Source organism: Bradyrhizobium sp. MOS002 (assembly GCF_003020115.1).
Lineage (GTDB): Bacteria > Pseudomonadota > Alphaproteobacteria > Rhizobiales > Xanthobacteraceae > Bradyrhizobium.
This window is the reverse complement of record NZ_PYFX01000003.1, coordinates 368,850-390,281: the sequence shown is the minus strand read 5'-3', so window position 1 is coordinate 390,281 and position 21,432 is coordinate 368,850. Positions and strand designations below refer to the sequence as shown.

Genomic DNA, 21,432 nt, shown 5'->3' with positions numbered 1-21,432 from the left:
AGCACAGCGAAGCAATCCAGACTGTCACCGCGGCAAGACTCTGGATTGCTTCGCTGCGCTCGCAATGACGAGTTTGTTGCGACGAGCGCGCGTCATACTCTCGGTGTCATACCCCGCGGAGGCGGGGTATCCAGTACGCTGCGGCTTCACGATTCAACTTCTGTTGCCTCGGAATACCGGATCGCCCGGTCAAGCCGGGCGATGACAGCGTGGCCTCAAAAATTCACCCGGTTCGAGATCGCCCCATCCACGACGAGATTGGAGCCCGTGGTGAACCCCGACACCGGGCTCGCCAGAAACACCGCTGCGCTCGCGATCTCCTGTGGCGTGGCCATGCGGCCGGTGGGGTTACGCTTCATCGCATCATTGTAGCGCTCGGGCATGTTCTGCTCGATCGTATTCCAGACGCCGCCCTTGAAATAGACCGTGCCAGGCGAGACCACGTTGACGCGAATCTTCTTCTTCGCATATTGCCGCGCCAGCCCCTTGGCCATGTGGATCAACGCCGCCTTGATCGGGCCGTAGGAGCTCGCCGTGTCGGCTTGCGCCGCGGAGATCGACGAGATGATCACGAAGGCGGCGTCGCCACCCTTGTCGCCGCTGGCCTCGAGGAACGGCCGCGCGGCGTCGAACGCGTGCACGGCGCCGAGCACGTCGAGGCGGAAATTCTGTTCCCACGATGCGGCATCATGGCCTTGCGCCATCGCGCCCGCGTTGGAGAACAGCATGTCGATGCCGCCAAGCTCCTTTGCAGCATTCTCGATCCAGGATTTCAGTGCCGCGCCGTCGGTGACATCGACCGGGCCGCCGGTCGCTCGAATCCCGCTGGCCTTCAACTCCGCAACGGCGGCGGCAACCTGATCGGCGTTGCGTGCACACACCGCGACATTGCTGCCTTCGCCGGCCAGCGTCGCCGCAATCGCCCGCCCGATGCCGCGCGTACCGCCAAGCACGACGGCGTTCTTGCCTTTGAGACCGAGATCCATAGTTTGGTTTTCCTTTTTTGTTGGTCGCAGCGAGTGTAGCTGTTTCGAGAGACGCCCAAAAGCCTCCACATCGTCATTGCGAGGAGCTCTTGCGACGAAGCAATCCAGACTGCCACCGCGGAAAGATTCTGGATTGCTTAGCTGCGCTCGCAATGACGGGTATGGGAACAGTGTGCCCTTACTCCGGCGCCGCCCCCACCGGCGGGCCGCCGGGCGGGCGGTGCAGGAAGGTCAGCGAGGCGTAGGCGCCGGCCCAGGAGCCGATCGCGGCGAAAGCCACATAGAAGGCGTTTTCGGTGTAGCTGATCACCGCATAGGAGGAGAGCATGTACCAGACCGCGCTCCAGTTCGCCGCGGGCACACGCTTGCGCGCGATCACCGCGGAGGTGAACATGACATAGACCGCGTCGGTGGCCGCCGTTGCGATGAACACGGCGCCTGCGGTGAGGGGATCGATGGCGGCCATTGCATGTCCTTATGTGCTAATGAGATAATCGCAAACTAAGGGGAGAGAAGGGTCATGCAAAGCCCCGCCGAGATTCTCAGTGGTATCTGGACATCCGCGGGCGGAGACGCCGCCGCGCTCGCGCGCGTCCGGCTGACGGGCGAGGAGCCGCAAATCCCGTCCTCGTTTCGCGTCGCCGTCGCCGGCCAGACGACGATCGCGGCCGCCGGCCTTGCCGCCGCCGAAATCTGGAGATTGCGCAGCGGCGAGGCGCAGGACGTTAGTGTCGACCTGCGCCATGCCGTCGCCGAATGCCGCTCCGAGCGCTATTTGCGCGTCGACGACAAGCCGCCGCCGCCGGCCTGGGACGCCATCGCCGGCGTCTACAGAACCGGCGACAACCGCTTCGTCCGCTGCCACACAAATTTCCCGCATCATCGCGACGCCGTCTGCAAGGTTCTCGCCTGCGAACCCGAGCGCGAGAAGGTGCAGGCCGCATTGATGCAATGGAAGGGCGAGGAATTTGAGACTGCGGCCTATGCCGCGGGCGGCGTCGTTGCCTTGATGCGCTCCTGCGACGAATGGTCGGCGTTGCCGCAGGCCCGCGCGCTCGCTGAATTGCCGCTGGTCTCGATAGAGAAGATCGGCGAGGCCCCGCCGAAGCCATGGCCAAAAGGCGATCGCCCGCTCACTGCCCTGCGCGTGCTCGATCTCTCCCGCGTCATCGCGGGGCCTGTCGCTGGCCGCACGCTCGCCGCGCACGGCGCGGATGTGCTGCTCGTGTCAGGCCCTACGCTGCCGGCCATTCCGTGGCTGACCATCGACACCGGCCGCGGCAAGCTCACCACCTTCATCGAGCTGAAGAGCGAGGCGGGCAGAGCGCAGATGCGCGCGCTGTTGAAGGACGCCGACATCTTCTCGCAAGGCTATCGCCCGCGCGCGCTCGCCGCTCTCGGCTTTGCGCCGGAGGACGCCGCGAAAATCAATCCCGGCATCATCTACGTGACGCTGTCGGCCTATGGCCATGCCGGTCCCTGGGCGGAGCGGCGCGGCTTCGATTCTCTGGTGCAGACCACGACTGGCTTCAACCATGCCGAGGGACAGGCCGCCGGCATCGATGGACCGAAGGAATTGCCGGCACAGATGCTTGACCACGCCACTGGCTATCTGATGGCATTCGGCGCGATGATGGCCAAGGTTCGGCAGACCCGCGAAGGCGGCAGCTGGCACGTGCGCGTGTCGCTGGCGCAGACCGGGCGCTGGCTGTGGAATCTCGGAAGGCTCGAAGGTGGGCTGAATATCCCGGATATTACGGGCGAGGCCGTACATGCTGCATTCATCGAGAGCATGCCATCTGGCTTCGGCACGTTGAAGGCGGTGCGCCATTCAGCACTTCTGTCGAAGACGCCGGCGCAATGGAGCCGTCCGGCGATGCCGCTCGGCAGTCATCCTGCACAGTGGCCAGTGCGAACCTGACGTGGGGCTGACGTGTCGCAAATTTTTAACGCAAACCGAAAGGCGTCCGGCGTTTTTTAGGTTGTTTGAAATCACAATTCGGCACTATTAGCGCGACCGATGAGGCCGGCATCCGCCAGTATCATCGCAGACATGACCGGGCCCCATGGTAGTTGAAAATACCAAGCGATTGCAGGTGCTTACAAAACAGCGGGTGATTACATCCGTAGTTTTACTAGCTCTTGCCGGTGCCGGGGCCTACGGCTTCCTCCATGCGGGAGCCAAGGAGAAGAGCCACTCCGAGATCTCCAGCCAATCGCGCAGAAATGCGCAGAACTTCACGCCGACGCCGTCGGAATGGGCGACGCTGACGATCGAGCCGGTCAAGGCCAAGACCTTCCGCGCCGAGTATGTCACCGAGGGCAAGGTCGCGGTCGACGAGGACCGTTCGACGCCGGTGTTTTCGCCCTATGCAGGCCGGGTGACCAAGCTGCTCGCCAAGCCCGGCGAGGTGCTGAAGCAAGGTCAACCGCTGTTCACAATCGAGGCCGCCGACACCGTGCAGGCCCAGAACGATTTCATTGCGGCGATGAGTTCGCAGAACAAGGCGAAGTCCGCGATCGATCTTGCCGACATCCAGTTCAAGCGCGCCAAGGACCTCTACGAGGGCCATGCCATCCCACTGAAGGACTATCAGCAGGCGGAAGCAAACCAGGTTCAGGCGCAGAACGACATGCGCTCCTCTGCGACGGCGCTGGAAGCCGCGCGCAACAAGCTGCGGATCCTCGGCTTCACCGACGAGACCATCAAGGCGTTCCAGGATAAGGGCGTCATCAATCCGGAAGTCACGATCTATTCGCCGATCGCGGGCACGGTCGTGCAGCGTAAGATCGGCCCCGGTCAGTACGTTAATTCGGGCGCCAGCGATCCGGTTTTCGTGGTCGGCGACCTCTCCACCGTCTGGCTCACCGCCTTCGTGCGTGAGAGCGATGCGGCTGCCGTGTGTGTCGGGCAGGACATCACCGTCAACGTGATGGCGCTGCCGGGCCGCCCCTTGACCGCCAAGGTCAACTACGTCGCCGCCGCGATCGATCCGAGCACCCGCCGCCTGCTGGTCCGCGCCACCATCGATAACAAGGACGGCCTGCTGAAGCCGGAGATGTTCGCCAACGTCACGATCTATTCGTCCGGCGACCGCGCCGCACCGGCGGTACCGAAGCAGGCCTTGATTTACGAAGCCGACAAGGTCCGCCTCTGGGTCGCACGCGAGGACAAGTCGGTGGAGCTGCGCGAGATCAAGATCGGTCTCATCAATGGCAACCTCGTCGAGGTCACCAGCAATCTCAAGCCCGGCGAGCAGGTGGTCACCAAAGGCAGCCTGTTCATCGACCGCGCGGCGTCCGGCAGCTGATCGACGGGCCGGGAAAAAGACAAGCTGAAGACCTGAATGGATCGCCTCGTCGCCCTTGCCGTCAACCGGCGCTTCCTGATGGTCGGGATGTTCGTCGCCGTGCTGATCGGCGGCCTGATTGCGTTCAACCAGCTCAACATCGAGGCTTATCCCGATCCGACCCCGCCGATGGTCGACATCGTGACGCAGAGTCCGGGCCTGTCGGCGGAGGAGATCGAGCGCTACATCACGATTCCGATCGAGACCCAGGTCGCAGGTCTGAAGAACCTGACGACCATTCGCACCATCTCGCTCTACGGCCTCTCCGACGTCAAACTGCAGTTCTCCTTCGCCTACACCTATGACGAGGCGTTGCAGCAGGTCTTGAACCGCCTGGCGCAGCTCGCGCCGCTGCCCGGCAATGTGCAGCCGCAGATCTCGCCGCTCAGCCCGATTGGCGAAATCTTCCGCTACCGTCTCGTCGGCCCGCCGAACTACAGCGTGCTCGACCTCAAGACCATCCAGGACTGGATCCTCCAGCGGCGCTTCCGTGCCGTGCCCGGCGTGATCGACGTCACCGGGTGGGGCGGTAAGAGCAAGACCTACGAGCTCCAGGTTGACTTCAACAAGCTGGTCGCCAACGGCCTGACGCTGCCGCAATTGCTCCAGGCGGTCGGCAATTCCAACGTCAATGTTGGCGGCAACACCGTCAATATCGGTCAGCAATCGGCCGTGGTGCGCGGCGTCGGCCTGATCCGCTCGATCGACGACCTCGCCAACACCATGGTCTCGCAGACCAACGGCAATCCGGTGCTGGTCAAGGACGTTGCCACCGTCACCGTCGGTCAGAAGCCCCGTCTCGGCATCGCCGGCCTCGACGATTCCGACGACATCGTGCAAGGCATCGTCCTGATGCGCCGCGGCGAGCAGAGCTCGCCAACCATCAAGCGCGTCCACCAGCTCGTTCAAACCATCAACGAGTCCAGCATCCTGCCGCCCGGCGTGCGCATCGAGCGCATCTACGACCGCGGCGACCTGATCGACCTCACGACCCACACCGTGCTGCACAACATGGTGATCGGCATTCTGCTGATCGTGCTGCTGCAGTGGATCTTTCTCGGCGACCTCCGCAGTGCGCTGATCGTCGGCGCCACCATTCCGTTCGCGCTGTTCTTCGCGGTGATCATCCTGGTGCTGCGCGGAGAATCGGCGAACCTGCTGTCGGTCGGCGCGATCGATTTCGGCCTGATCGTCGATGCCACCGTCATCATGGTGGAGGCGATCTTCCGGCGCCTGACGCAGACGACCCCGATGTCGGAATCCGAGCAGATGTCGTCCGAGACGCTGTTCGGCATGAAAAGCCACGCCATCCTCAGCGCGGCGGCCGATGTCTCACGTTCGATCTTCTTCGCCGCGGCGATCATCATCGCGGCCTTCCTGCCGCTGTTCACGCTCTCCGGCGTCGAGGGCAACATCTTCGGGCCGATGGCCCGGACCTACGCCTACGCGCTGGCCGGCGGTCTGCTTGCGACCTTCACCGTCACTCCGGCGCTGTCCGCGATTATCCTGCCGGCGCATGTCCATGAAACCGAGACCAGGGTGATGCTGATCCTGCATCGGATCTACATGCCTGTGCTGCATTGGGCGGTCGCCAACCGCGGCATCATGCTCGGTGGCGCGTTCGGTCTCGTGCTGATGACGGTTGCGCTCAGCCGGCTGCTTGGCCTCGAATTCCTGCCGAAGCTGGAGGAGGGCAATCTCTGGATCCGCGCCACGTTGCCGCCGACCATCTCGCTCCAGGAAGGCAACTCCTACGTCAACGAGATGCGCAAGGTGATCCGAGCGCGGCCTGAAGTGGAATCCGTGGTGTCGCAGCACGGCCGCCCCGATGACGGTACCGACGCCGCCGGCTTCTTCAACGCCGAGTTCTTCGCGCCGCTCAAGCCCGCCAGCCAATGGCCCGGCACCCGCGACAAGGAAGAGTTGACGGCGCAGCTGCTCAAGCAGCTCGACGATCGCTTCCCCGGCGTCGAGTTCAACTTCTCGCAATATCTCCAGGACAACGTCTCGGAAGCCGTCTCCGGCGTGAAGGGCGAGAACTCGATCAAGCTGTTCGGCAGCGATCTTCAGGCGCTGACGGACACCGCCAACAAGATCAAGTCGGTGCTGGCCACCGTGCAGGGCGTCACCGACCTTGCCGTGTTCACCTCACTCGGGCAGCCGACCATCCAGATCGACATCAACCGTGCCAAGGCCGCGCGCTACGGCCTCGCGCCGGGCGACATCAACGCCACCATCAAAGTCGCGATCGGCGGCGACACGGCCGGGGACATCTACGAGGCGGGAAGCGACCGCCACTTCCCGATCATCGTTCGTCTTGCGCCGGAATTCCGCAGGAGCGCCGAGGCGATCCAGAATTTGCGGATCGGCGCGCCCGGACCGAACGGAACCGTCACGCAGATACCCCTGAGCGAGGTCGCCACCATCAGCCTCGTCTCGGGTGCGGCCTACATTTATCGCGAGCAGCAGGAACGCTATCTGCCGATCAAGTTCTCGGTGCGTGAGCGCGACCTCGGCAGTGCGATCCGCGAGGCGCAGCAGAAGATCGCCGATCAGGTGCAGCTGCCGCCCGGCGCCCACATGGACTGGGTCGGCGAATTCGGCAATCTCCAGGACGCGATCCGGCGATTGTCCATCGTGGTGCCGATCTCGCTGGCGCTGATCGGCGTCCTGCTCTGGTTCAATTTCGGCTCGATGACCGACACGCTGCTCGCCATGAGCGTGATCCCGATGGCGATCTTCGGCGGCGTGCTCGGTCTCTTGATCACCGGCACCGCCTTCAGTGTCTCGGCGGCGATTGGCTTCATCGCGTTGTTCGGCATCGCCGTGATGGACGGCATCATCATCCTGTCGCAGTTCAACCAGCTCATCGAAGAGGGCATGGACCGCATGAGCGCGGTGATACGCACCGGCGAATTGCAGCTTCGGCCGGTGCTAATGACCTGCGTCGTCGCCGGCATCGGCCTGTTGCCGGCCGCGCTGTCGGAAGGCATCGGCTCGCAGGTGCAGAAGCCGCTCGCGGTTGTCGTGGTGACAGGCATGATGCTGGCGCCGATCGTGATCCTGGTGACGCTGCCGGTGCTGATCTCCTTTTTCTCCCGTCGGGCCCGCTGACGCCGCCAATCACAGCATGCGCTGCGCGATCCGCACCAGCATCATGGTGCCGAGGCCCAGCAGCGTCAGGCTGGCCAACCGACGGCTCATCGACAGCATGCGCGGCGTCAGCCGTGACCGCGCCGTTGCCACGATCGTGCTGAGCACGGTCCACCAGATCGCGGAACCGAAGAAGACGCCGGCGATCAGCGGGGCTGCCGCGGCTTGCATGGAGAAGGCGTGCAGCGCAGCCAGAAACAGGATGACGGTCAGCGGATTGGTGAACCCGAGCGCGATGGCGCTGAGATAGGCGCGCGCCAGATGTACGTTGTCGATGTCGTCGGTCGCCTGGAGGGCGACCGAGCCGCGATGGGTCCGGATCGCGAACCACAGCAGCGTGAGCGCCGAGACGATACCGAAGCCGGCGGCATTGGCTTCGACCCAGGGCTGTGCCAGCGAGCCCAGTCCCAAGACCGCGAGGGCGCTGTAGGTGAGATGCACGGTCGCCGCGCCGAAGCCGGTTGCGAGGCCCGTGGCCATGCCCGATGCCAATGTGCGCTGAATGCACAGCATGCCCATCGGTCCGATGGGGGCGGCGACGGTGAAACCAATTCCAATGCCGGAAAAAAGCGCGGCAAGATAATGCGATAAAGGCATGCACCCGCACGAACAAATGAAATCTGTGCGTGTGCGTAGCCCCGAAAAAGAATCGCCGCCTCAACCAGAAGGGTGAGAAACGAACGAGAGCACAAACACGTTCGTGTGAGTCCAACGAGTTTGTGCCTTCGCGACAACAGTTCCACACCTCACTGTGGAACCGTGTCGCGTTCGTTGAACCGAATTGCGCGCGTCGCGACTCAGAATCCGTAGAGTTGCGCCGGATTGTCGACCAGGATCTTCTTGCGGACATCCGCATCCGGCGCCCACACCGGAAGTTGGTTGAGCAGGCGGCCGTCGTCGATCTGGTAGAGCGGCGCGATGTCGGTGGCTTTGCGTCCCTCGACACGGCTCGAATCCGGATGCGGCCAGTCCGTGCCCCAGACGATGCGGTCCGCATTCGCCGCGATCAGTGCGCGCGCATAGGGCGCCATGTCTTGATAGTCGGGCGCGAGCTTCGAGGAGCGATAGGCGCCGGAAATCTTGACATAGGCCTTGCCGGATTTCACCAGCGCGACCAGGTCGGAAAATCCCGGCTGCTCCAGCCCAAGCGAGGCCTCAAGGCCGCCGAAATGGTCGAAGACAACGGGTACGGGCGCCGTCTCGACGAGGTCCTTGATCGCCGAGATCATGGGAAGCGTGGTGTAGAGCTGCACGTGCCAGCCGCGCGCCTTCATGCGCTCGACTGCGGCGGTGAAGCGCGGCCGGCCGACATTGGGATCGTTGACGCCGCCGGTCGCGAGATTGAGGCGGACACCGCGAAAGCCGTCTGCCTGCATCGCGTCAAGATGGGCCTCCGTTGTTTTGTCGTCGATCACGGCCACCCCGCGCGCGGCCGCGCCGCGCGCCTTCATGCCGAACAGCGTCGAGGAGTTATCGGTGCCGTAGACGCTCGGCGTCACGATCACCACGCGTTCGATATGCAGCGCCTTGTGCAGCGCGGCCATTTCTTCGGGGCTCGCCGGCTCCGGCGTGTAGACGCGGCCCGCGAAGAACGGAAATTTTTCGACATCGCCATGGATGTGGGTGTGACAGTCGCAGGCATGCGCCGGGACCTCGAAATTGACCGGCGTGGCAGGCTGCGCGGCACGTGCGTGTGCTTTTTTCGACATGGCAACTCCGGCGGCAAGGGAGGCAAGCAGGACGCTGCGTCGGCTGAGCATGGTTTCTCTCCCTGTTTTTATCATTTGGCAGTGGCGTCGCGACAGTATCACATCAGCCCGGCAGTCGCTGCGCTTCGCTGCATAGCTGCTCGACGAGGTCCGCAAGCGGACGTGAGCCGTCGACGCGCACGACCGGGCAGGGCAGCTTCGCGAGCCACGCCTCATCTTTTGCGAGACTGCGGCCGTCGCGATCGCCGGCTTCGTAGTGCGAGGCCCAATCGACGAACGACTCCGCCTCCTCATGACGCCAGCCGCCCTGTGCGACGGCATCCGCTCCGAAATGCGTCGCCTCGCGGCCACGCAGGCGCTGCAAGCGAAGCTCGCGCGTCGTCCTCACAAAGACGACGAGATCGAAGAACGGGACGAACTCGTCGCCCCAGCCGGTGACGGTTCCGCTCAGCACCCAATCGAGCCGCGGCAGAAACATCTCGCGCATCAGCCGCAAACGTTCGGCGGCAGGGCGTGTCGTCTGGTAGGGCGGCGCGGTCGGCAGCCAGAAATAATCATCGCTGTCGTGATGCGGCAGCGCAAGCCGGCCGGCGAGCGCGCGGCCGATCGTCGTCACGCCGGAGCCTGAAGCTCCCATCAGATGGATGCGGCGGCTTTTCATATTCATACCCTAAGACCGCCTAAGCCGGTTTAGCGGCCGGTGACGGCGTTCACAACGTTCAAGGCGGACCGTGGAGCGCTCCGTTACGCGGCCCGGCGGCGCTTCGACATTCGTCCTCTTGTCGCGGGTTGGGCGGACAATGTCAGGCCCAGTGCTCCAACGATGCGCATGACAGTGCCGAACTCGGGATTGCCGGCTTCTCCAAGGGCCTTATAGAGACTTTCTCGGTTCAAGCCGGCTTTCTTCGCGATCGCGCTCATGCCGCGCGCACGCGCGACGAGGCCAAGCGCGTCACGTACGAAATCAGCATCGCCGGTCTCTAACGCGGCCGCAATATAGGCGGCTTGACGTTCTTCTGTGTTGAGATAGTCGGCGGCGTCGAAGCGCGTCGTCCTGGATGCCGTTTTGACCGTCGTTTTCGCTGGCTTTGGCATCACATTGACTCCGCCAGTTGTTGGGCTAGCTTGATGTCTTGTCGCTGCGTGCGCTTGTCCCCGCCACACAGCAGGATCACGATCTGTGCTCCGCGCTGCACGTAATAGATCCGGTAGCCCGGGCCGTAGTCGACGCGCATTTCCTGGACATTCCGGCCGACGTTCTTGCTGTCCCCAGGATTGCCCATCTCCATGCGGTGAATGCGGACGGCGATACGGGCAACCGCGTTGGCGTCCTTGAGACGGTTCAACCACTCCGAAAAGCGCTTGGTTTGCCTCACCTCGATCATTAAGTAGCGACTGTAGTCTATGGGCTACAGTATGTCAAAGGCGGCGGCGTGGTGCGTGGGAACGGACTACTGCCCAGACGGCGTGCGCAGGCCGTGCCAGGCGTCGCGGACCTGCTGGTAGTGCACCTCGGGCAGATAGTCCGGCGTGTTCAGGCTCAAGGTCTTGACGTCGAGATGGCCGACGGCGCTGAGCAGCGTATAGGAGGCGATCACGCGGTCGCGATTGGCGCCGATCAGGCGGGCCTTGGCCTGGATCAAATCGGCCTGCGAGTTCAGCACATCCACCGTCGTGCGTTGTCCGCCGGCGGCCTCGCGCTGCACGCCCTGGAGAGCGACGGTCGCCGCCTTCACTTCGGACTCCGAGGCCGAGACCGCGATCTTGGCGCCTTCATTGAAAACCCACGCGCTGACCGCCGCCGTGCGCGCCTGATTGCGCACCTGATCGAGCACGAGCCGGCTCTGCGCGGTGATCTCCTTGGCCTGCCGGGTCTGTGCCGCGGCCTGGCCGCCGTCGTAGATCGGCACGGTGACATTGGCGACGATCGAGGCCTGGTCTTCGGCGAAAGTGCCGAGCGTCGGGTCGTTGTTGCGGCTCTTGCTGGCGCTGCCCTGGACGCTGGCGCTCGGCAGCAGCGCGCCTTCGGCGACGCGGATGTTGGTCGAGGCGACATCGACGTCGAAGCCGGCCGCCATCACCGCCGGGTGCTGGCGGATCGCCATCGTCAGCGCGTCTTCGCGGCTCTTCGGCAGATAGCGGTCGACGACTTCGGCAGCCCGAAGCTGCGACGGCGCATTGCCGATCACCTGCGCGTAGATCGCCTGGCTCACCGCCAGCGCGACTTCCGCGGCGTTGAGATCGGAGAGCCCGCGGTTGAGCCGCGCCTCGGCCTGGGCGCTGTCGGTCGGCGTGACGTCGCCGGCGTTGAGGCGCCGCTGGGTGACCGAGAGCGTTTCGCGCAGGAAGGCGACGTTGGAGCGCTGCGCCTCGACCAGCGACTGGTTGGCGAGCACGTTGGTGTAGGCGGTGACCGCGTCGAGCAGCACGCCCTGGCCGACGTTGCGCAGCGCCTCGCGGCCAGACTGCACCTGGAGTTCGGCGGCCCGCACGTTATTGGCGGTGCGGAAACCGTTGAACAGGGTCTGCGTGACGGTGACGCCGATGATCCATGGCTTCAGATTGGCGGTCTGGATGGTGTTGTCGGGCAGCAGATTGCGCACCGATTGCAGCCCGGCGCTGAGGCTTGCCACGATCTGTGGCCGGTAGCCGGCGAGGGCCTGCGGCACATTCTCGTCGGTGGCGCGCTGCCGCGCACGCTCGGCATTGAGCTGTGGATTGGTCTGGTAGGCCTTGGCGAGCGCCTCTTGCAGCGCTTCCGCCCGTGCGGCGGAGGGCAGGGCGCAACAGAGTGCCAGCGTGGTCCATGTCGCGAGCACAGGAGCCACGCCCGATCGATGCCGCGTCATCACGCGACCAACTCTGGCGGCACGCCCAATCATGTAATCCGCAAATCCCGGCTGTCCGCCCCCGCCGACGGCGGCTCTCTTAACTGTTTAACCAGCCGAGGTCCCGCAGGCAAACTGCCGCGGGGGAAACCCCCATGTATTCCGTGCTTGTTGCAGGTCCGTCACAGGGATTCTGCGGGAAACGGCAGAGCCTTACACCAGCCTGACCGCTCCCCTCCTTACCGGTTCTTGTTCACCGGCTTGCGCTTCTCGATGAACGCCGCCATGCCCTCGGAGCGGTCCTCCAGCGCGAAGGTCGAGTGGAACAGGTTGCGCTCGACGCTCATGCCCTCGGCGAGCGTGGTCTCGAAGGCGCGGTTGACCGCTTCCTTGGCCATCGCGACCGCGGGCCGCGACATCGCGGCGATCTTCTCGGCCGCGGCCATCACCTCGTCCATCAGCTTGTCGGCCGGCACGATGCGGCTGACCAGGCCACTGCGCTCGGCTTCGGCTGCATCCATCATGCGGCCGGTGAGGCAAAGGTCCATCGCCTTGGACTTGCCGATCGCACGGGTCAGGCGCTGGGTGCCGCCGATGCCGGGGATGGTGCCGAGGGTGATTTCGGGTTGGCCAAATTTGGCGGTGTCGGCTGCGATGATGAAGTCGCACATCATCGCGAGTTCGCAGCCGCCGCCGAGCGCATAGCCCGCGACCGCGGCGATCGTCGGTTTGCGGCAGCGCGCGATCCGATCGCCGCCGATCGCGGCAAAATCCTCCGAGAACATGTCGATGAAGCCTTTCGGCTGCATCTCCTTGATGTCGGCGCCGGCGGCAAATGCCTTCTCGCTGCCGGTCACGACGATGCAGCCGATGGCGTCATCGGCTTCGAGATCGTCGACGGCCGCGGCGATCTCGCGGAAGACGCCGAAGGAGAGTGCGTTGAGCAGCTTCGGCCGGTTCAGCTTGATGACGCCGACCGCGCCTTTGCTTTCGACGATGATGTGTTCGAACGTGCTCATGCTCCACCCACGCTTTTGATTGAGCGGGCAATGTGCCCGCTGGCGCGGTGGGCTTCAAGAGGCCCCAAAGTCGTCGGAGCAAGAGCGGCCGGAACACGCGGCGAACTGCGCGTTCCGGACCAGGTCCCGCGGACCGGCGATCAGGCCAAAATCAAGCCAGAGTCACGCCATGAACATGCGCGCGGCGGAGGCCAGCGTCAGCAGCGTGCCGACGCCGATGAAGATTTTTCCGATCAGTGAGCTCTGGTCCCAGGCCGAACTCTGCTGGCTGCTTGCCATCACCGGCGCCGGACGCGGCTGCGCCTCGATTGCGGCAATCACCGCCTTCTGCGCCGGCGCGTTGTCCTGTTGCAGGGCGCGGTCGATGTCGTTGAGCTGATCGGGTGGGACGACCTGGCTCTCGGCGTTCGGGGCGGCGGTATTATCGGCCGCGGCTTGGACATTGTCGTTGGCCCGGCCCGTCATTGCGGAGGCGGCAGCCGCGGTCGGCGTATCGGCGGCGGCGAGCTGCGCATTGGCGTTGGCGACTTCCGGCGGCATCTGGCTCGAGGCCGGTATGTCACGATTGTCGGCCTTGGCCTCCTCGGCCGTTGCCGCAGCGTCCTTCTTGTCGGCCTTGTCGTCGGATTTCTGCGCCGTCTTGGAGCTGTCGCGGTGGCGCGACGCGTGACGCCGCGGCTTGCTCGGCTTGGCCATATCGGCCTGTTTGCCTGCACTGTCCGACTTGCTGCTCGCGGCTGAAGCCGGCGCCGCCTGTGCAACGCCCCCGAACAGCAAGAAAAGCCCGGCCAAGAAAAACCCGACCACGAGAATCACGGCCGCGCGCCCGCTGGCTTTCATCATGTTGACGATCTCCCCAATTCAACCCGTCCCGGGACCGAACAGAGACCCTGGGGCGTGACGACAGCGGGGCAGAAAATGGGAATCTTCGGCCCACACGGGGCAAAAGCGCGGCAATCCGTTGCCGTCGCGCCCGGCCGCTTGGTGCGTACGGGACCGATCGGTGTTATGAGCCGTCCCAGATCCTGACGGCCGTATCGGTTGCGTGGCCAGGTGCGATCACGAATTCGTGATCGTGCTGCCGCCGGCGTAACAAACTGAAAGAACGGCCGAATTGCATGGTGAGGGCGCGCGTGCGCGGACGTGAGGACGAGTGGACCGGCCTGATGCGGTCGGCCATGGCAGGCGATGACGCGGCGTATCATCGTCTGTTGAAGGCGGTCACGCCTGTGCTGCGCGCTGCCGCGAGGCGCGGCCTGGCGCGGGCCGGGCAGCCTCCCGACCAAGCCGAGGATATCGTGCAGGAGATTTTGTTGGCGGTGCATCTGAAGCGGCACACTTGGGACAGCGAAGCCCCCTTCGCCCCGTGGCTGTTTGCGATCGGCCGCAACAAGCTGATCGACATGCTGCGGCGACGGGGGAGGCGGATCTTCGTCAACATCGACGATTTCGCCGAGACCCTGCCGGGCGAGGTGCCGCAGGAGACGGTCTCGGCCGGCGAAGTCGCCAGCCAGCTCAATACGCTGCCGCAACGCCAGCGCGACGTGTTGCAGTCGATCGCGGTCGACAGCACCTCGATCAAGGATACGGCGGCGAAATATGCGATGAGCGAGGGCGCGGTGCGGGTCGCGCTGCATCGCGGACTTGCGGCGCTGACTGCCAAACTGCGGGACCAGTAGTCATGGATACCGATCAACTCATTCGCACGCTCGCGGCCGATAACGCCCATCGCCCGCCGCGCGTCGGCGCGGTGCTGACCATGGCGCTGCTGGTCGCCGCGCCCCTGTCGATCCTGATCTTCGCGACCTTCCTCGGTGTGCGTCACGACGTGATGAGCGCGATGCACAACCCGTTCTTCGACATGAAGTTCGCGGTCACGCTGTCGCTCGCGATCCCCGCGATCATCGTCAGCCTGCATCTGTCGCGTCCCGAAGCCTTGCTGCGCGGCTGGGGTTGGCTGTTGCTGCTGCCCGTCGGGCTGCTCGCGGTGGCGATCGGCAGCGAGGCGATGATGGCGCCGGCCATGCCGATGACGATGCGATTGATGGGCAAGAATTCCAGGGTATGCCTGTTCGCAATCCCCGCGATGTCGCTGCCCCTGCTTGCCGGGGCGCTGTTCGGCCTGCGCCACGGCGCGCCGTCGCACCCGGCGCTCGCCGGTGCACTCGCCGGCCTGGTGTCGGCGGGCCTTGCTGCGACGCTGTACGCCTCGCACTGCACCGACGATTCGCCGCTGTTTGTCGCGACCTGGTACACGCTCGCCACCGCGTTGGTGACGGCAATCGGCGCGCTGGTGGGGGCGAAGGTCCTACGCTACTAGCTCGCCGGCTTCACGCCGCCGGCGCCGCGCCCTGCTGCATGCGGTGGAAGCGCAGCACCTGCTGCGCGGTTGAGCTGCGCAGCGCTTCGTAAGCGTCGCGCAGCGTCAGCATGTCGGTCTGCGAGCCACCGGAGAGCTTCTCGCGCAGGGCGATGATGGCGCGGACGCTCGACCATTGCATGGCCGCGACCTTGGCGAGGATCATCACGCCCTCGACCCGGCTTTCGATCATCATGGTCTCGGCGGTCTCGACTGCGACGCCCGCAAGCGCCGCAAGCCCCGCATTGGTCTCGTCGAACTTGCCCTGCTCTGCGAAGGTGGCGACCTGGAGCTCGGTGAGGCGGCCGTCCTCGTGCAGCGACTTCACCAGCGCCCGCGCCATCTCGGTCTGCCTGGTCATGGTGGCGGCGCGGATCCGCTGGGCCGCTTCCTGGACCACGCTCGATACGTCGTCCGCGAGCTCCGGATGCGCGGCCTCCAGCTTCCTGCGTACGGTCAAGGAGGCCTTCGCGACCAGCTTCAAATAATGATGGCGGGGCAGGTCGGACCGCAGGCCGATGCAGCTGGCGAGGTCGTCGTCACGTTCGGCGCGCGTCACGAGGTCGGCGAGACTTCCCTCGGACAGTTGCGCGCCCGGATTGCTGACGGTCGATTGCACCACGTCCTCGTCGCCGCGGGTCACCAGCACGTCGGTCAGCGCTTCCGACAGCACCCGCCGCAGCGAGATGGCCTTGAGATGGGCCTGGCCCCTGGTGCGCGCGATCTGCATCAGGGTCGCCTCGTCCAGCCGTTCGGATTTCGACAGCACCGGGCCGGAAACCTCGATCACCTCGTCGAGCGCGAGTGTGCGGATGATCTTCGGCGGCGCAGCCGCGATCGGTGCGAGGCGTTCGGCGAGCAGCGCCCTGGCGGACGTCTCGATCTGCTCGATCAGGCATTGGAATACGTCGTCGAACACGCGGACGTGGTCGTCGGAATAGTCCACCGCGTTGTCCATGAAGAGATCGGTGACGCGGCGCAGCGTCTCGACCCGGTGCGCAACGGTGCCGTGCGAGAGCGCAGTTTGCAATTCCTCGAGCAGGCTCTCGGATGATTTTGCGGCTTTGGATCTCATTGCCCTGTCCTGGAGCGTTCGGCCCGGCAGCGGCTTCTGTCGCGCCGGGAGAAAATGGATTGGTCAGCTGGTTGCAATGCGGTTGCGCCCTTGTGCCTTGGCGGAATAGAGCGCGCTGTCGGCGCGCACGAGAAACGTGTCGGCAGTATCGTTGTCGCGCAGCGTCACGACGCCCGCGGAAATGGTCACGCGCATGCCCGGGGAGAATGCGCTCCAGTCCAGATCGGCGACGATGCCGCGCAGCCGATCGAGCATGCGCGACGCCGCCTCGCCGTTCATCCCTGGCAGCAGCAGCAAGAATTCCTCCCCGCCGTAGCGGCCGAAGCAGTCGGCCGGGCGGATATTGGCAAAAATGGTGATCGCGAAGGTGCGCAGCACCTCGTCGCCGACGGGATGGCCGTGGGCGTCGTTGATGCGCTTGAACCAGTCGAGATCGATCAGTGCGATCGCGCAAGGGGTCGATGTCTGCCGCGATTTTTCGATCTCGGCGTCGAGAAGCCGCATGATGCATCGGCGGTTGTAGGAGCCGGTGAGCTCGTCGAGCTCCGCCAGCTCCTCGATGCGCTGATAGGCGGCCTTCAGCTCGATGCTGCGCCGGTACAGGATCTTGCGCAGCGTGGCGCCGAACAGGCCGAGGAAGGCGCACTGGCCGATCACCAGCGCGAAGCACAGCATCGAGGCGGTCCGCTGGAGCCGCGTCGCAACGGGCATCCCGATCGGCAGGTCGGAGGCGAGGAAGACGGCGGCGAGGCCGGCGGTCGCAATCGCCCAGGTCAGCATCGCCTGGATCGAGGTCATGCGCAGTGTGCCGAAGGCGAAGATCAGGAACAGCACGCTGAGGAAGGCGACGCCGATGGTCGGTACCGACAGCAGGAACACGAATTGCAGCGCCATGTGCGCGGAGATCTGGAACACGGTGAGATAGTGGTCGGAGAATCTGTCACCGACGCCGGCTTCCGACAGCACGGCGAAGGTGCCGATGATGAGCAGGCCGCCGAACCAGAACAGTGAGGCAATGTCGATCGAGATGACGCCGTCAAAGGCGTAGAGCAGCAGGACGAAGGCGCCGAGCGAGTAGCTGGCGACCTGGCCGAGATACATCTGGCGGCGCTGCCGCACCCGGCGCGCCCGCACCAGGGGCGCAGCTGCATCGGGCACGAGGGCGAGATCCGCAGCCTCAGCGGCATTCCTCTCGGGAAAGGACGTCGCAGCCGTGCTCATGGCCCCGCCAATGGTGGATGTCAGCCCAAAAATCTACGTGGCAAGCCTTTAGGTTTGGTATCCTTCGAAACCGAATCTACGCTGTGCAGCGCGGGAGCGGGGGGACGTCGACCGCTCGAGGAATTTGCTGGCGATTAGGCATCGTGTGCGATGCGGTCGAGCCAAAGCAGGGCTTCGGAAGACATATGTCGTGCTAGGCTGCTAAGGTTCCATGCACGTCGAGCCGTCCACGCCGGGACGGCATTGCACAGGAAAGTGCTTCATTACTATGTTACCGTTCTTGAGCGAGGCACCCAGCCGCGGGTGGCAACAGGAAATTTCGCGTATGTGGGGTAGATCACACAGCCCCCCGTATGACTGCGGTAGGTTGAACAATTTTGCCCCTCCCGTCGAACCGTCTGCCGCATCGACCAGACCAACCTTGCGAGACGGCCTTTGAGCGTGACACAAGCGGCTTCGGACGAGATCCTGATCGCCAGGATCGCTCAAGGCGACCGGCTCGCCATGCAGGTGCTGTACGGGCGGCACCATGTCAGGGTGTATCGGTTCGGCCTCCGGCTCGTGCGGGACGAGCAGGCGGCGGAAGACCTCATCAGCGAGGTATTTCTCGACGTCTGGCGTCAAGCCGGCAAGTTCGAGGGCCGATCCGCCGTTTCCACCTGGCTGCTGGCCATTACCCGATTCAAGGCCCTGTCTGCGCTCCGGCGCAGGAAGGATTTTGAGTTGGACGACGACGCCGCGAACGCGATCGAGGATACGTCCGACAATCCGGAAACGGCGGTGCAGAAGAAGGATACCAGTGAAGCGTTGCGGGAGTGTCTGACGGGCCTCTCGCCGGATCATCGGGAAATCGTCGATCTCGTCTACTACCACGAGAAGTCCGTGGAAGAGGTGGCCGAAATCGTTGGCATCCCGGAGAACACTGTGAAGACGCGCTTGTTCTATGCGCGCAAGAAATTGGCCGAACTGCTGAAGGCAGCCGGCATTGAGCGAGGCTGGCCATGATGGCTTTGAGCAAGAAGATGCTGGAGCAAGAGCCCGGTGAAATTGAACTGCTGCTGCCGTGGCACGCGGCCGGCACGCTGAACCCGCGCGATGCGCGCCGCGTCGACGAAGCGCTGGCGCGCGATCCCGAGCTCGCGAAGCAATATGCCGCGATCCGCGGCGAGTATGAAGAGACCATCCATCTGAACGAGAGCCTGGGTGCTCCGTCGGCGCGCGCGATGCAGAAGCTGTTCGCGGCGATCGACGCTGAGCCGGCGCGGGCGGCCGGTTCGCTGCCGCTGTCGGCGCGCATCGCCACCTTCTTTGCGAGCCTGTCGCCACGCACTCTGGCCTGGTCGGCGAGCCTTGGCGCCATGGCGCTCGTACTGCAGGCCGGAATCATCGGCGCCGTGTTGACGAAGAGCCAGACTGCGACCTTCCAGACTGCTTCGCTCTCGACCAGCGCTCCGCTCACCCGCGATCTCGGCACGACCGTCCCGCCAGCGCGCGCGCTGGTACGCTTCACGCCCGAGGCGCGCGTCGCCGACATCACGGCATTGCTCGACGGCTACCAGGCTTCGATCATCGGTGATGCCAAGGGCGGCATGTTCCGCCTCCAGTTCGACAAGGCGATGAGCCGTGACGAACTCACCTCGCTGCTCGGCAAGATGCAGCGCGAGAAGTTCGTCAACCTCGCCGTCGCGGCGCCGTAAGGCGCTCCATACCGATGACGCGCAAGTCCGAAAGTGGAGTGAGAGCCGGGGCCTACGCTTCGTCGGTCGCAGCCGCGCTTTTGCTCGCCGCCTGTCTCGGCGTCGAGGTTGCGCAGGCGCAGGCGATGATGCGTACGCCGACGATCAGCGTCCCCTCCCGAATACCGACCATTTCTCCTGGCATCGCCGCACGCGTCAGTCCGGGTGTTGCCGCCAGAGCTGTGGCCGTCGGCCGCGGTCCCGGCCCGATCGTGACCGCGAGGATTTCGGCGCGGATGGGGCCGACGCCGGTGCCGCCTTACGCGCGCTACTCCCCGAACCTCTATCCCGCCTGTACAGCGTCCGATCGCGAGGCCGCCGGCGAATGCCTGGCGCAGCAGAACGCAGGTGGCGATGGCTCGGGCAAATCGGGCAAGAAGACCGCCGGAAAGGGGCGCGGCAACAACCCCCCCGTCGCCGGGGACTTGCGCACCTTCGCCAATGAATTCGTCGCGGAGATCGACGGCGGGCTGTCGTCGACCCAGGCCGACGAGCTTGCGCGCCGCCATGGCCTGACCCGCGTGTCCTCCGAGAATTTTCCGCTGATCGGGGCAACGTTCGGACTGTTCCGCATCACCGACGGCCGGCCCTCCGCGACGGTGCGGCGTGAATTCGCGGCCGACGGCAGCGTGCGCTCGGTCCAGCCGAACTTCCGCTACCTGCTCCAGGACCAGAAATCGTCGGTGCCGACCGAGGGTGATCCCGCGCAATATGCGCTGGCCAAGCTGCGCCTGCCGCAGGCCCATGCGCTGGCGCACGGCGCCAACGTGACGGTCGCCGTGATCGACTCGGGCATCGACGCCCAGCATCCGGAACTTGCTAATTCCATTGCGGACAATTTCGACGCGCTCGGCAGCGCGGAGGGCCCGCACATTCATGGCACCGGCATTGCCGGCGCCATCGTGGCGCATGCCAAGCTGATGGGCAGCGCGCCCGAGGCGCGCATCATCGCCATCCGCGCCTTTGGCGGCACCACCGGCGGGGCCGAGAGCTCGTCCTACATCATCCTGCGCTCGCTGAACTATGCCGCCGAGCACGGCGCGCAGATCGTCAACATGAGCTTTGCCGGTCCCAAAGACGCGGTGATCGAGCGGGCCATCGCGGCGACCGCCGCGCGTGGCCTGGTGCTGATCGCAGCCGCCGGCAATGCCGGCGCGAAGTCCCCGCCGCTCTATCCGGCCGCCAATCCCAACGTGATCGCGGTCAGCGCGACCGACCAGCAGGACAGGCTGTTCACCGCCTCCAACCGCGGCAACTACATCGCGGTCGCGGCCCCCGGCGTCGATATCTTCCTGCCGGCGCCTGACGGCAAATACCAGATGACGTCGGGCACCTCGTTCTCGGCCGCCTATGTCTCCGGCGTCGCGGCGCTGCTACTCGAGCGCAACTACACCTTGAAGCCGGAAGCGCTGCGCACGACGCTGGCGAAGACGGCGCGCGACCTCGGTTCACCCGGCCGTGATGATCTCTTCGGCGACGGCGAGGCCGACGCGTTTGCCGCGGTCACGGCCGTTCCCGCCGCCGGCGCGACGCCGGTCGCGGCCGCGTCCGGTACAACAAAACGTGAAGATATCGAGAAGCGTCGCGACGAGCCTGGCATCCGCGCATTAGAGCAACCCTCGTTGTCGAGCACCGAGGATAAAGCCACGGTTTCTCAGGCGGATAGGCCGGCGACGCGATAGCGGCTGCGACAACTTTGCGCGCGGCGCGAAGGTCGAAAAATCAAACGCCGCATTGAACGTTCGGCCCGCTGGCACGACCAAATTATGTGGGAGCGGTTATCCCTCCCCATAAGTCATATCAGGCGCGAGCGCCCATCCACCCCAAGCGCCCATATGGCTCGACCCGTCCGGTTGTCCCCCCGGACGGGTCTTTTCTTTTTGGGACGTCCAATTCCTCGAAGCCCTGCGCGAGCTCAGCTTTCGGTTGAGAGATCTTGGCTCACTCATCGCCACCGCTCCGCCGACAGGCCGCAGGCGCGCTATGCTTGTGCGAA

20 protein-coding genes are annotated in these 21,432 nt (G+C 64.9%); 8 read left to right on the top strand and 12 right to left on the bottom strand.

The window, feature by feature from the left end; translation table 11 throughout:
• Window positions 1-215: 215 nt before the first annotated feature.
• Both C7G41_RS10610 and C7G41_RS10600 read right to left on the bottom strand, forming a co-directional pair.
• Window positions 216-986, bottom strand: coding sequence for an SDR family NAD(P)-dependent oxidoreductase (locus C7G41_RS10610; RefSeq protein WP_106942511.1), 771 nt, complete (start codon window positions 984-986; stop codon window positions 216-218).
• A 178-nt stretch (window positions 987-1,164) separates the two neighbouring features.
• Window positions 1,165-1,452, bottom strand: a complete 288-nt coding sequence (locus tag C7G41_RS10600; protein ID WP_092024185.1) for a hypothetical protein — start codon at window positions 1,450-1,452, stop codon at window positions 1,165-1,167.
• A 54-nt stretch (window positions 1,453-1,506) separates the two neighbouring features.
• On the opposite strand from C7G41_RS10600, the gene C7G41_RS10595 reads away from it, so the two are divergent.
• The 3 genes from C7G41_RS10595 (at window position 1,507) to C7G41_RS10585 (ending at window position 7,450) form a co-directional block, all read left to right on the top strand.
• Window positions 1,507-2,907: a CoA transferase gene (locus C7G41_RS10595; RefSeq protein ID WP_106942509.1), complete on the top strand. Its 1,401-nt coding sequence runs from the start codon at window positions 1,507-1,509 to the stop codon at window positions 2,905-2,907.
• Window positions 2,908-3,052: 145 nt separating this feature from the next.
• Window positions 3,053-4,297 (top strand): efflux RND transporter periplasmic adaptor subunit, encoded by a 1,245-nt coding sequence (locus C7G41_RS10590; RefSeq protein WP_106942508.1) that lies wholly within the window; start codon window positions 3,053-3,055, stop codon window positions 4,295-4,297.
• Between the two features lie 36 nt (window positions 4,298-4,333).
• Window positions 4,334-7,450 (top strand): efflux RND transporter permease subunit, encoded by a 3,117-nt coding sequence (locus C7G41_RS10585; protein ID WP_106942507.1) that lies wholly within the window; start codon window positions 4,334-4,336, stop codon window positions 7,448-7,450.
• A gap of 9 nt (window positions 7,451-7,459) precedes the next feature.
• On the opposite strand, the gene C7G41_RS10580 is transcribed toward C7G41_RS10585, so the two are convergent.
• The 8 genes from C7G41_RS10580 to C7G41_RS10545 form a co-directional block, all read right to left on the bottom strand.
• Window positions 7,460-8,086, bottom strand: a complete 627-nt coding sequence (locus C7G41_RS10580; protein ID WP_106942506.1) for a LysE family translocator — start codon at window positions 8,084-8,086, stop codon at window positions 7,460-7,462.
• A 200-nt stretch (window positions 8,087-8,286) separates the two neighbouring features.
• Window positions 8,287-9,249, bottom strand: a complete 963-nt coding sequence (locus C7G41_RS10575) for an amidohydrolase family protein (protein ID WP_106942505.1) — start codon at window positions 9,247-9,249, stop codon at window positions 8,287-8,289.
• A gap of 52 nt (window positions 9,250-9,301) precedes the next feature.
• Window positions 9,302-9,859, bottom strand: coding sequence for a hypothetical protein (locus tag C7G41_RS10570; RefSeq protein ID WP_106942917.1), 558 nt, complete (start codon window positions 9,857-9,859; stop codon window positions 9,302-9,304).
• Window positions 9,860-9,942: 83 nt separating this feature from the next.
• Entirely contained in the window at window positions 9,943-10,293 is a 351-nt protein-coding gene (locus C7G41_RS10565) for an addiction module antidote protein (protein ID WP_106942504.1), read from the bottom strand.
• On the bottom strand, window positions 10,293-10,583 hold the full coding sequence (locus C7G41_RS10560; RefSeq protein WP_106942503.1) for a type II toxin-antitoxin system RelE/ParE family toxin: 291 nt from the start codon (window positions 10,581-10,583) through the stop codon (window positions 10,293-10,295). The genes C7G41_RS10565 and C7G41_RS10560 overlap by 1 nt, the downstream gene beginning before the upstream one ends.
• Window positions 10,584-10,649: 66 nt before the next feature.
• Complete coding sequence (locus C7G41_RS10555; protein ID WP_106942502.1) at window positions 10,650-12,080, bottom strand: TolC family outer membrane protein; 1,431 nt, start codon at window positions 12,078-12,080, stop codon at window positions 10,650-10,652.
• Window positions 12,081-12,265: 185 nt separating this feature from the next.
• Window positions 12,266-13,045 (bottom strand): enoyl-CoA hydratase, encoded by a 780-nt coding sequence (locus C7G41_RS10550; RefSeq protein ID WP_106942501.1) that lies wholly within the window; start codon window positions 13,043-13,045, stop codon window positions 12,266-12,268.
• Window positions 13,046-13,207: 162 nt separating this feature from the next.
• Window positions 13,208-13,888, bottom strand: a complete 681-nt coding sequence (locus C7G41_RS10545) for a hypothetical protein (RefSeq protein ID WP_106942500.1) — start codon at window positions 13,886-13,888, stop codon at window positions 13,208-13,210.
• Window positions 13,889-14,178: 290 nt separating this feature from the next.
• On the opposite strand from C7G41_RS10545, the gene C7G41_RS10540 reads away from it, so the two are divergent.
• Complete coding sequence (locus C7G41_RS10540) at window positions 14,179-14,724, top strand: sigma-70 family RNA polymerase sigma factor (RefSeq protein ID WP_199198294.1); 546 nt, start codon at window positions 14,179-14,181, stop codon at window positions 14,722-14,724.
• Between the two features lie 2 nt (window positions 14,725-14,726).
• Window positions 14,727-15,365: an NrsF family protein gene (locus tag C7G41_RS10535; protein WP_106942498.1), complete on the top strand. Its 639-nt coding sequence runs from the start codon at window positions 14,727-14,729 to the stop codon at window positions 15,363-15,365.
• Window positions 15,366-15,375: 10 nt separating this feature from the next.
• Here C7G41_RS10535 and C7G41_RS10530 read toward each other — a convergent pair whose 3' ends face one another.
• A complete protein-coding gene (locus C7G41_RS10530) occupies window positions 15,376-16,479 on the bottom strand; it encodes a DUF2336 domain-containing protein (protein ID WP_106942497.1) in 1,104 nt (367 codons plus the stop codon).
• A 63-nt stretch (window positions 16,480-16,542) separates the two neighbouring features.
• The gene (locus C7G41_RS10525; protein WP_106942496.1) at window positions 16,543-17,700 is read right to left on the bottom strand and encodes a GGDEF domain-containing protein; all 1,158 of its coding nucleotides are present in this window, start codon (window positions 17,698-17,700) and stop codon (window positions 16,543-16,545) included.
• Between the two features lie 435 nt (window positions 17,701-18,135).
• On the opposite strand from C7G41_RS10525, the gene C7G41_RS10520 reads away from it, so the two are divergent.
• Genes C7G41_RS10520 through C7G41_RS10510 form a run of 3 tightly spaced genes read left to right on the top strand, consistent with a single transcriptional unit; the run spans window position 18,136 to window position 21,118 of the window.
• Window positions 18,136-18,705: a sigma-70 family RNA polymerase sigma factor gene (locus tag C7G41_RS10520; RefSeq protein WP_007593582.1), complete on the top strand. Its 570-nt coding sequence runs from the start codon at window positions 18,136-18,138 to the stop codon at window positions 18,703-18,705.
• Window positions 18,702-19,397 (top strand): hypothetical protein, encoded by a 696-nt coding sequence (locus tag C7G41_RS10515; RefSeq protein ID WP_106942495.1) that lies wholly within the window; start codon window positions 18,702-18,704, stop codon window positions 19,395-19,397. Before C7G41_RS10520 ends, C7G41_RS10515 begins: the two co-directional genes overlap by 4 nt.
• A 14-nt stretch (window positions 19,398-19,411) precedes the next feature.
• Window positions 19,412-21,118 carry a S8 family serine peptidase gene (locus C7G41_RS10510; protein WP_106942494.1) on the top strand — a complete coding sequence of 569 codons (1,707 nt, stop codon included), beginning with the start codon at window positions 19,412-19,414 and terminating at the stop codon, window positions 21,116-21,118.
• The last annotated feature ends 314 nt before the right edge of the window (window positions 21,119-21,432 follow it).

What these genes read in the sequence shown, in the direction of transcription:
- C7G41_RS10545 (WP_106942500.1), bottom strand. Translation starts at nt 13,888, where the DNA reads ATGATGAAAGCCAGCGGGCGCGCGGCCGTGATTCTCGTGGTCGGGTTT.
- C7G41_RS10570 (WP_106942917.1), bottom strand. Translation starts at nt 9,859, where the DNA reads ATGAAAAGCCGCCGCATCCATCTGATGGGAGCTTCAGGCTCCGGCGTG.
- C7G41_RS10580 (WP_106942506.1), bottom strand. Translation starts at nt 8,086, where the DNA reads ATGCCTTTATCGCATTATCTTGCCGCGCTTTTTTCCGGCATTGGAATT.
- C7G41_RS10560 (WP_106942503.1), bottom strand. Translation starts at nt 10,583, where the DNA reads ATGATCGAGGTGAGGCAAACCAAGCGCTTTTCGGAGTGGTTGAACCGT.
- C7G41_RS10555 (WP_106942502.1), bottom strand. Translation starts at nt 12,080, where the DNA reads ATGATTGGGCGTGCCGCCAGAGTTGGTCGCGTGATGACGCGGCATCGA.
- C7G41_RS10510 (WP_106942494.1), top strand. Translation starts at nt 19,412, where the DNA reads ATGACGCGCAAGTCCGAAAGTGGAGTGAGAGCCGGGGCCTACGCTTCG.
- C7G41_RS10565 (WP_106942504.1), bottom strand. Translation starts at nt 10,293, where the DNA reads ATGCCAAAGCCAGCGAAAACGACGGTCAAAACGGCATCCAGGACGACG.
- C7G41_RS10600 (WP_092024185.1), bottom strand. Translation starts at nt 1,452, where the DNA reads ATGGCCGCCATCGATCCCCTCACCGCAGGCGCCGTGTTCATCGCAACG.
- C7G41_RS10575 (WP_106942505.1), bottom strand. Translation starts at nt 9,249, where the DNA reads ATGCTCAGCCGACGCAGCGTCCTGCTTGCCTCCCTTGCCGCCGGAGTT.
- C7G41_RS10530 (WP_106942497.1), bottom strand. Translation starts at nt 16,479, where the DNA reads ATGAGATCCAAAGCCGCAAAATCATCCGAGAGCCTGCTCGAGGAATTG.
- C7G41_RS10595 (WP_106942509.1), top strand. Translation starts at nt 1,507, where the DNA reads ATGCAAAGCCCCGCCGAGATTCTCAGTGGTATCTGGACATCCGCGGGC.
- C7G41_RS10525 (WP_106942496.1), bottom strand. Translation starts at nt 17,700, where the DNA reads ATGAGCACGGCTGCGACGTCCTTTCCCGAGAGGAATGCCGCTGAGGCT.
- C7G41_RS10535 (WP_106942498.1), top strand. Translation starts at nt 14,727, where the DNA reads ATGGATACCGATCAACTCATTCGCACGCTCGCGGCCGATAACGCCCAT.
- C7G41_RS10585 (WP_106942507.1), top strand. Translation starts at nt 4,334, where the DNA reads ATGGATCGCCTCGTCGCCCTTGCCGTCAACCGGCGCTTCCTGATGGTC.
- C7G41_RS10590 (WP_106942508.1), top strand. Translation starts at nt 3,053, where the DNA reads ATGGTAGTTGAAAATACCAAGCGATTGCAGGTGCTTACAAAACAGCGG.
- C7G41_RS10610 (WP_106942511.1), bottom strand. Translation starts at nt 986, where the DNA reads ATGGATCTCGGTCTCAAAGGCAAGAACGCCGTCGTGCTTGGCGGTACG.
- C7G41_RS10550 (WP_106942501.1), bottom strand. Translation starts at nt 13,045, where the DNA reads ATGAGCACGTTCGAACACATCATCGTCGAAAGCAAAGGCGCGGTCGGC.
- C7G41_RS10515 (WP_106942495.1), top strand. Translation starts at nt 18,702, where the DNA reads ATGATGGCTTTGAGCAAGAAGATGCTGGAGCAAGAGCCCGGTGAAATT.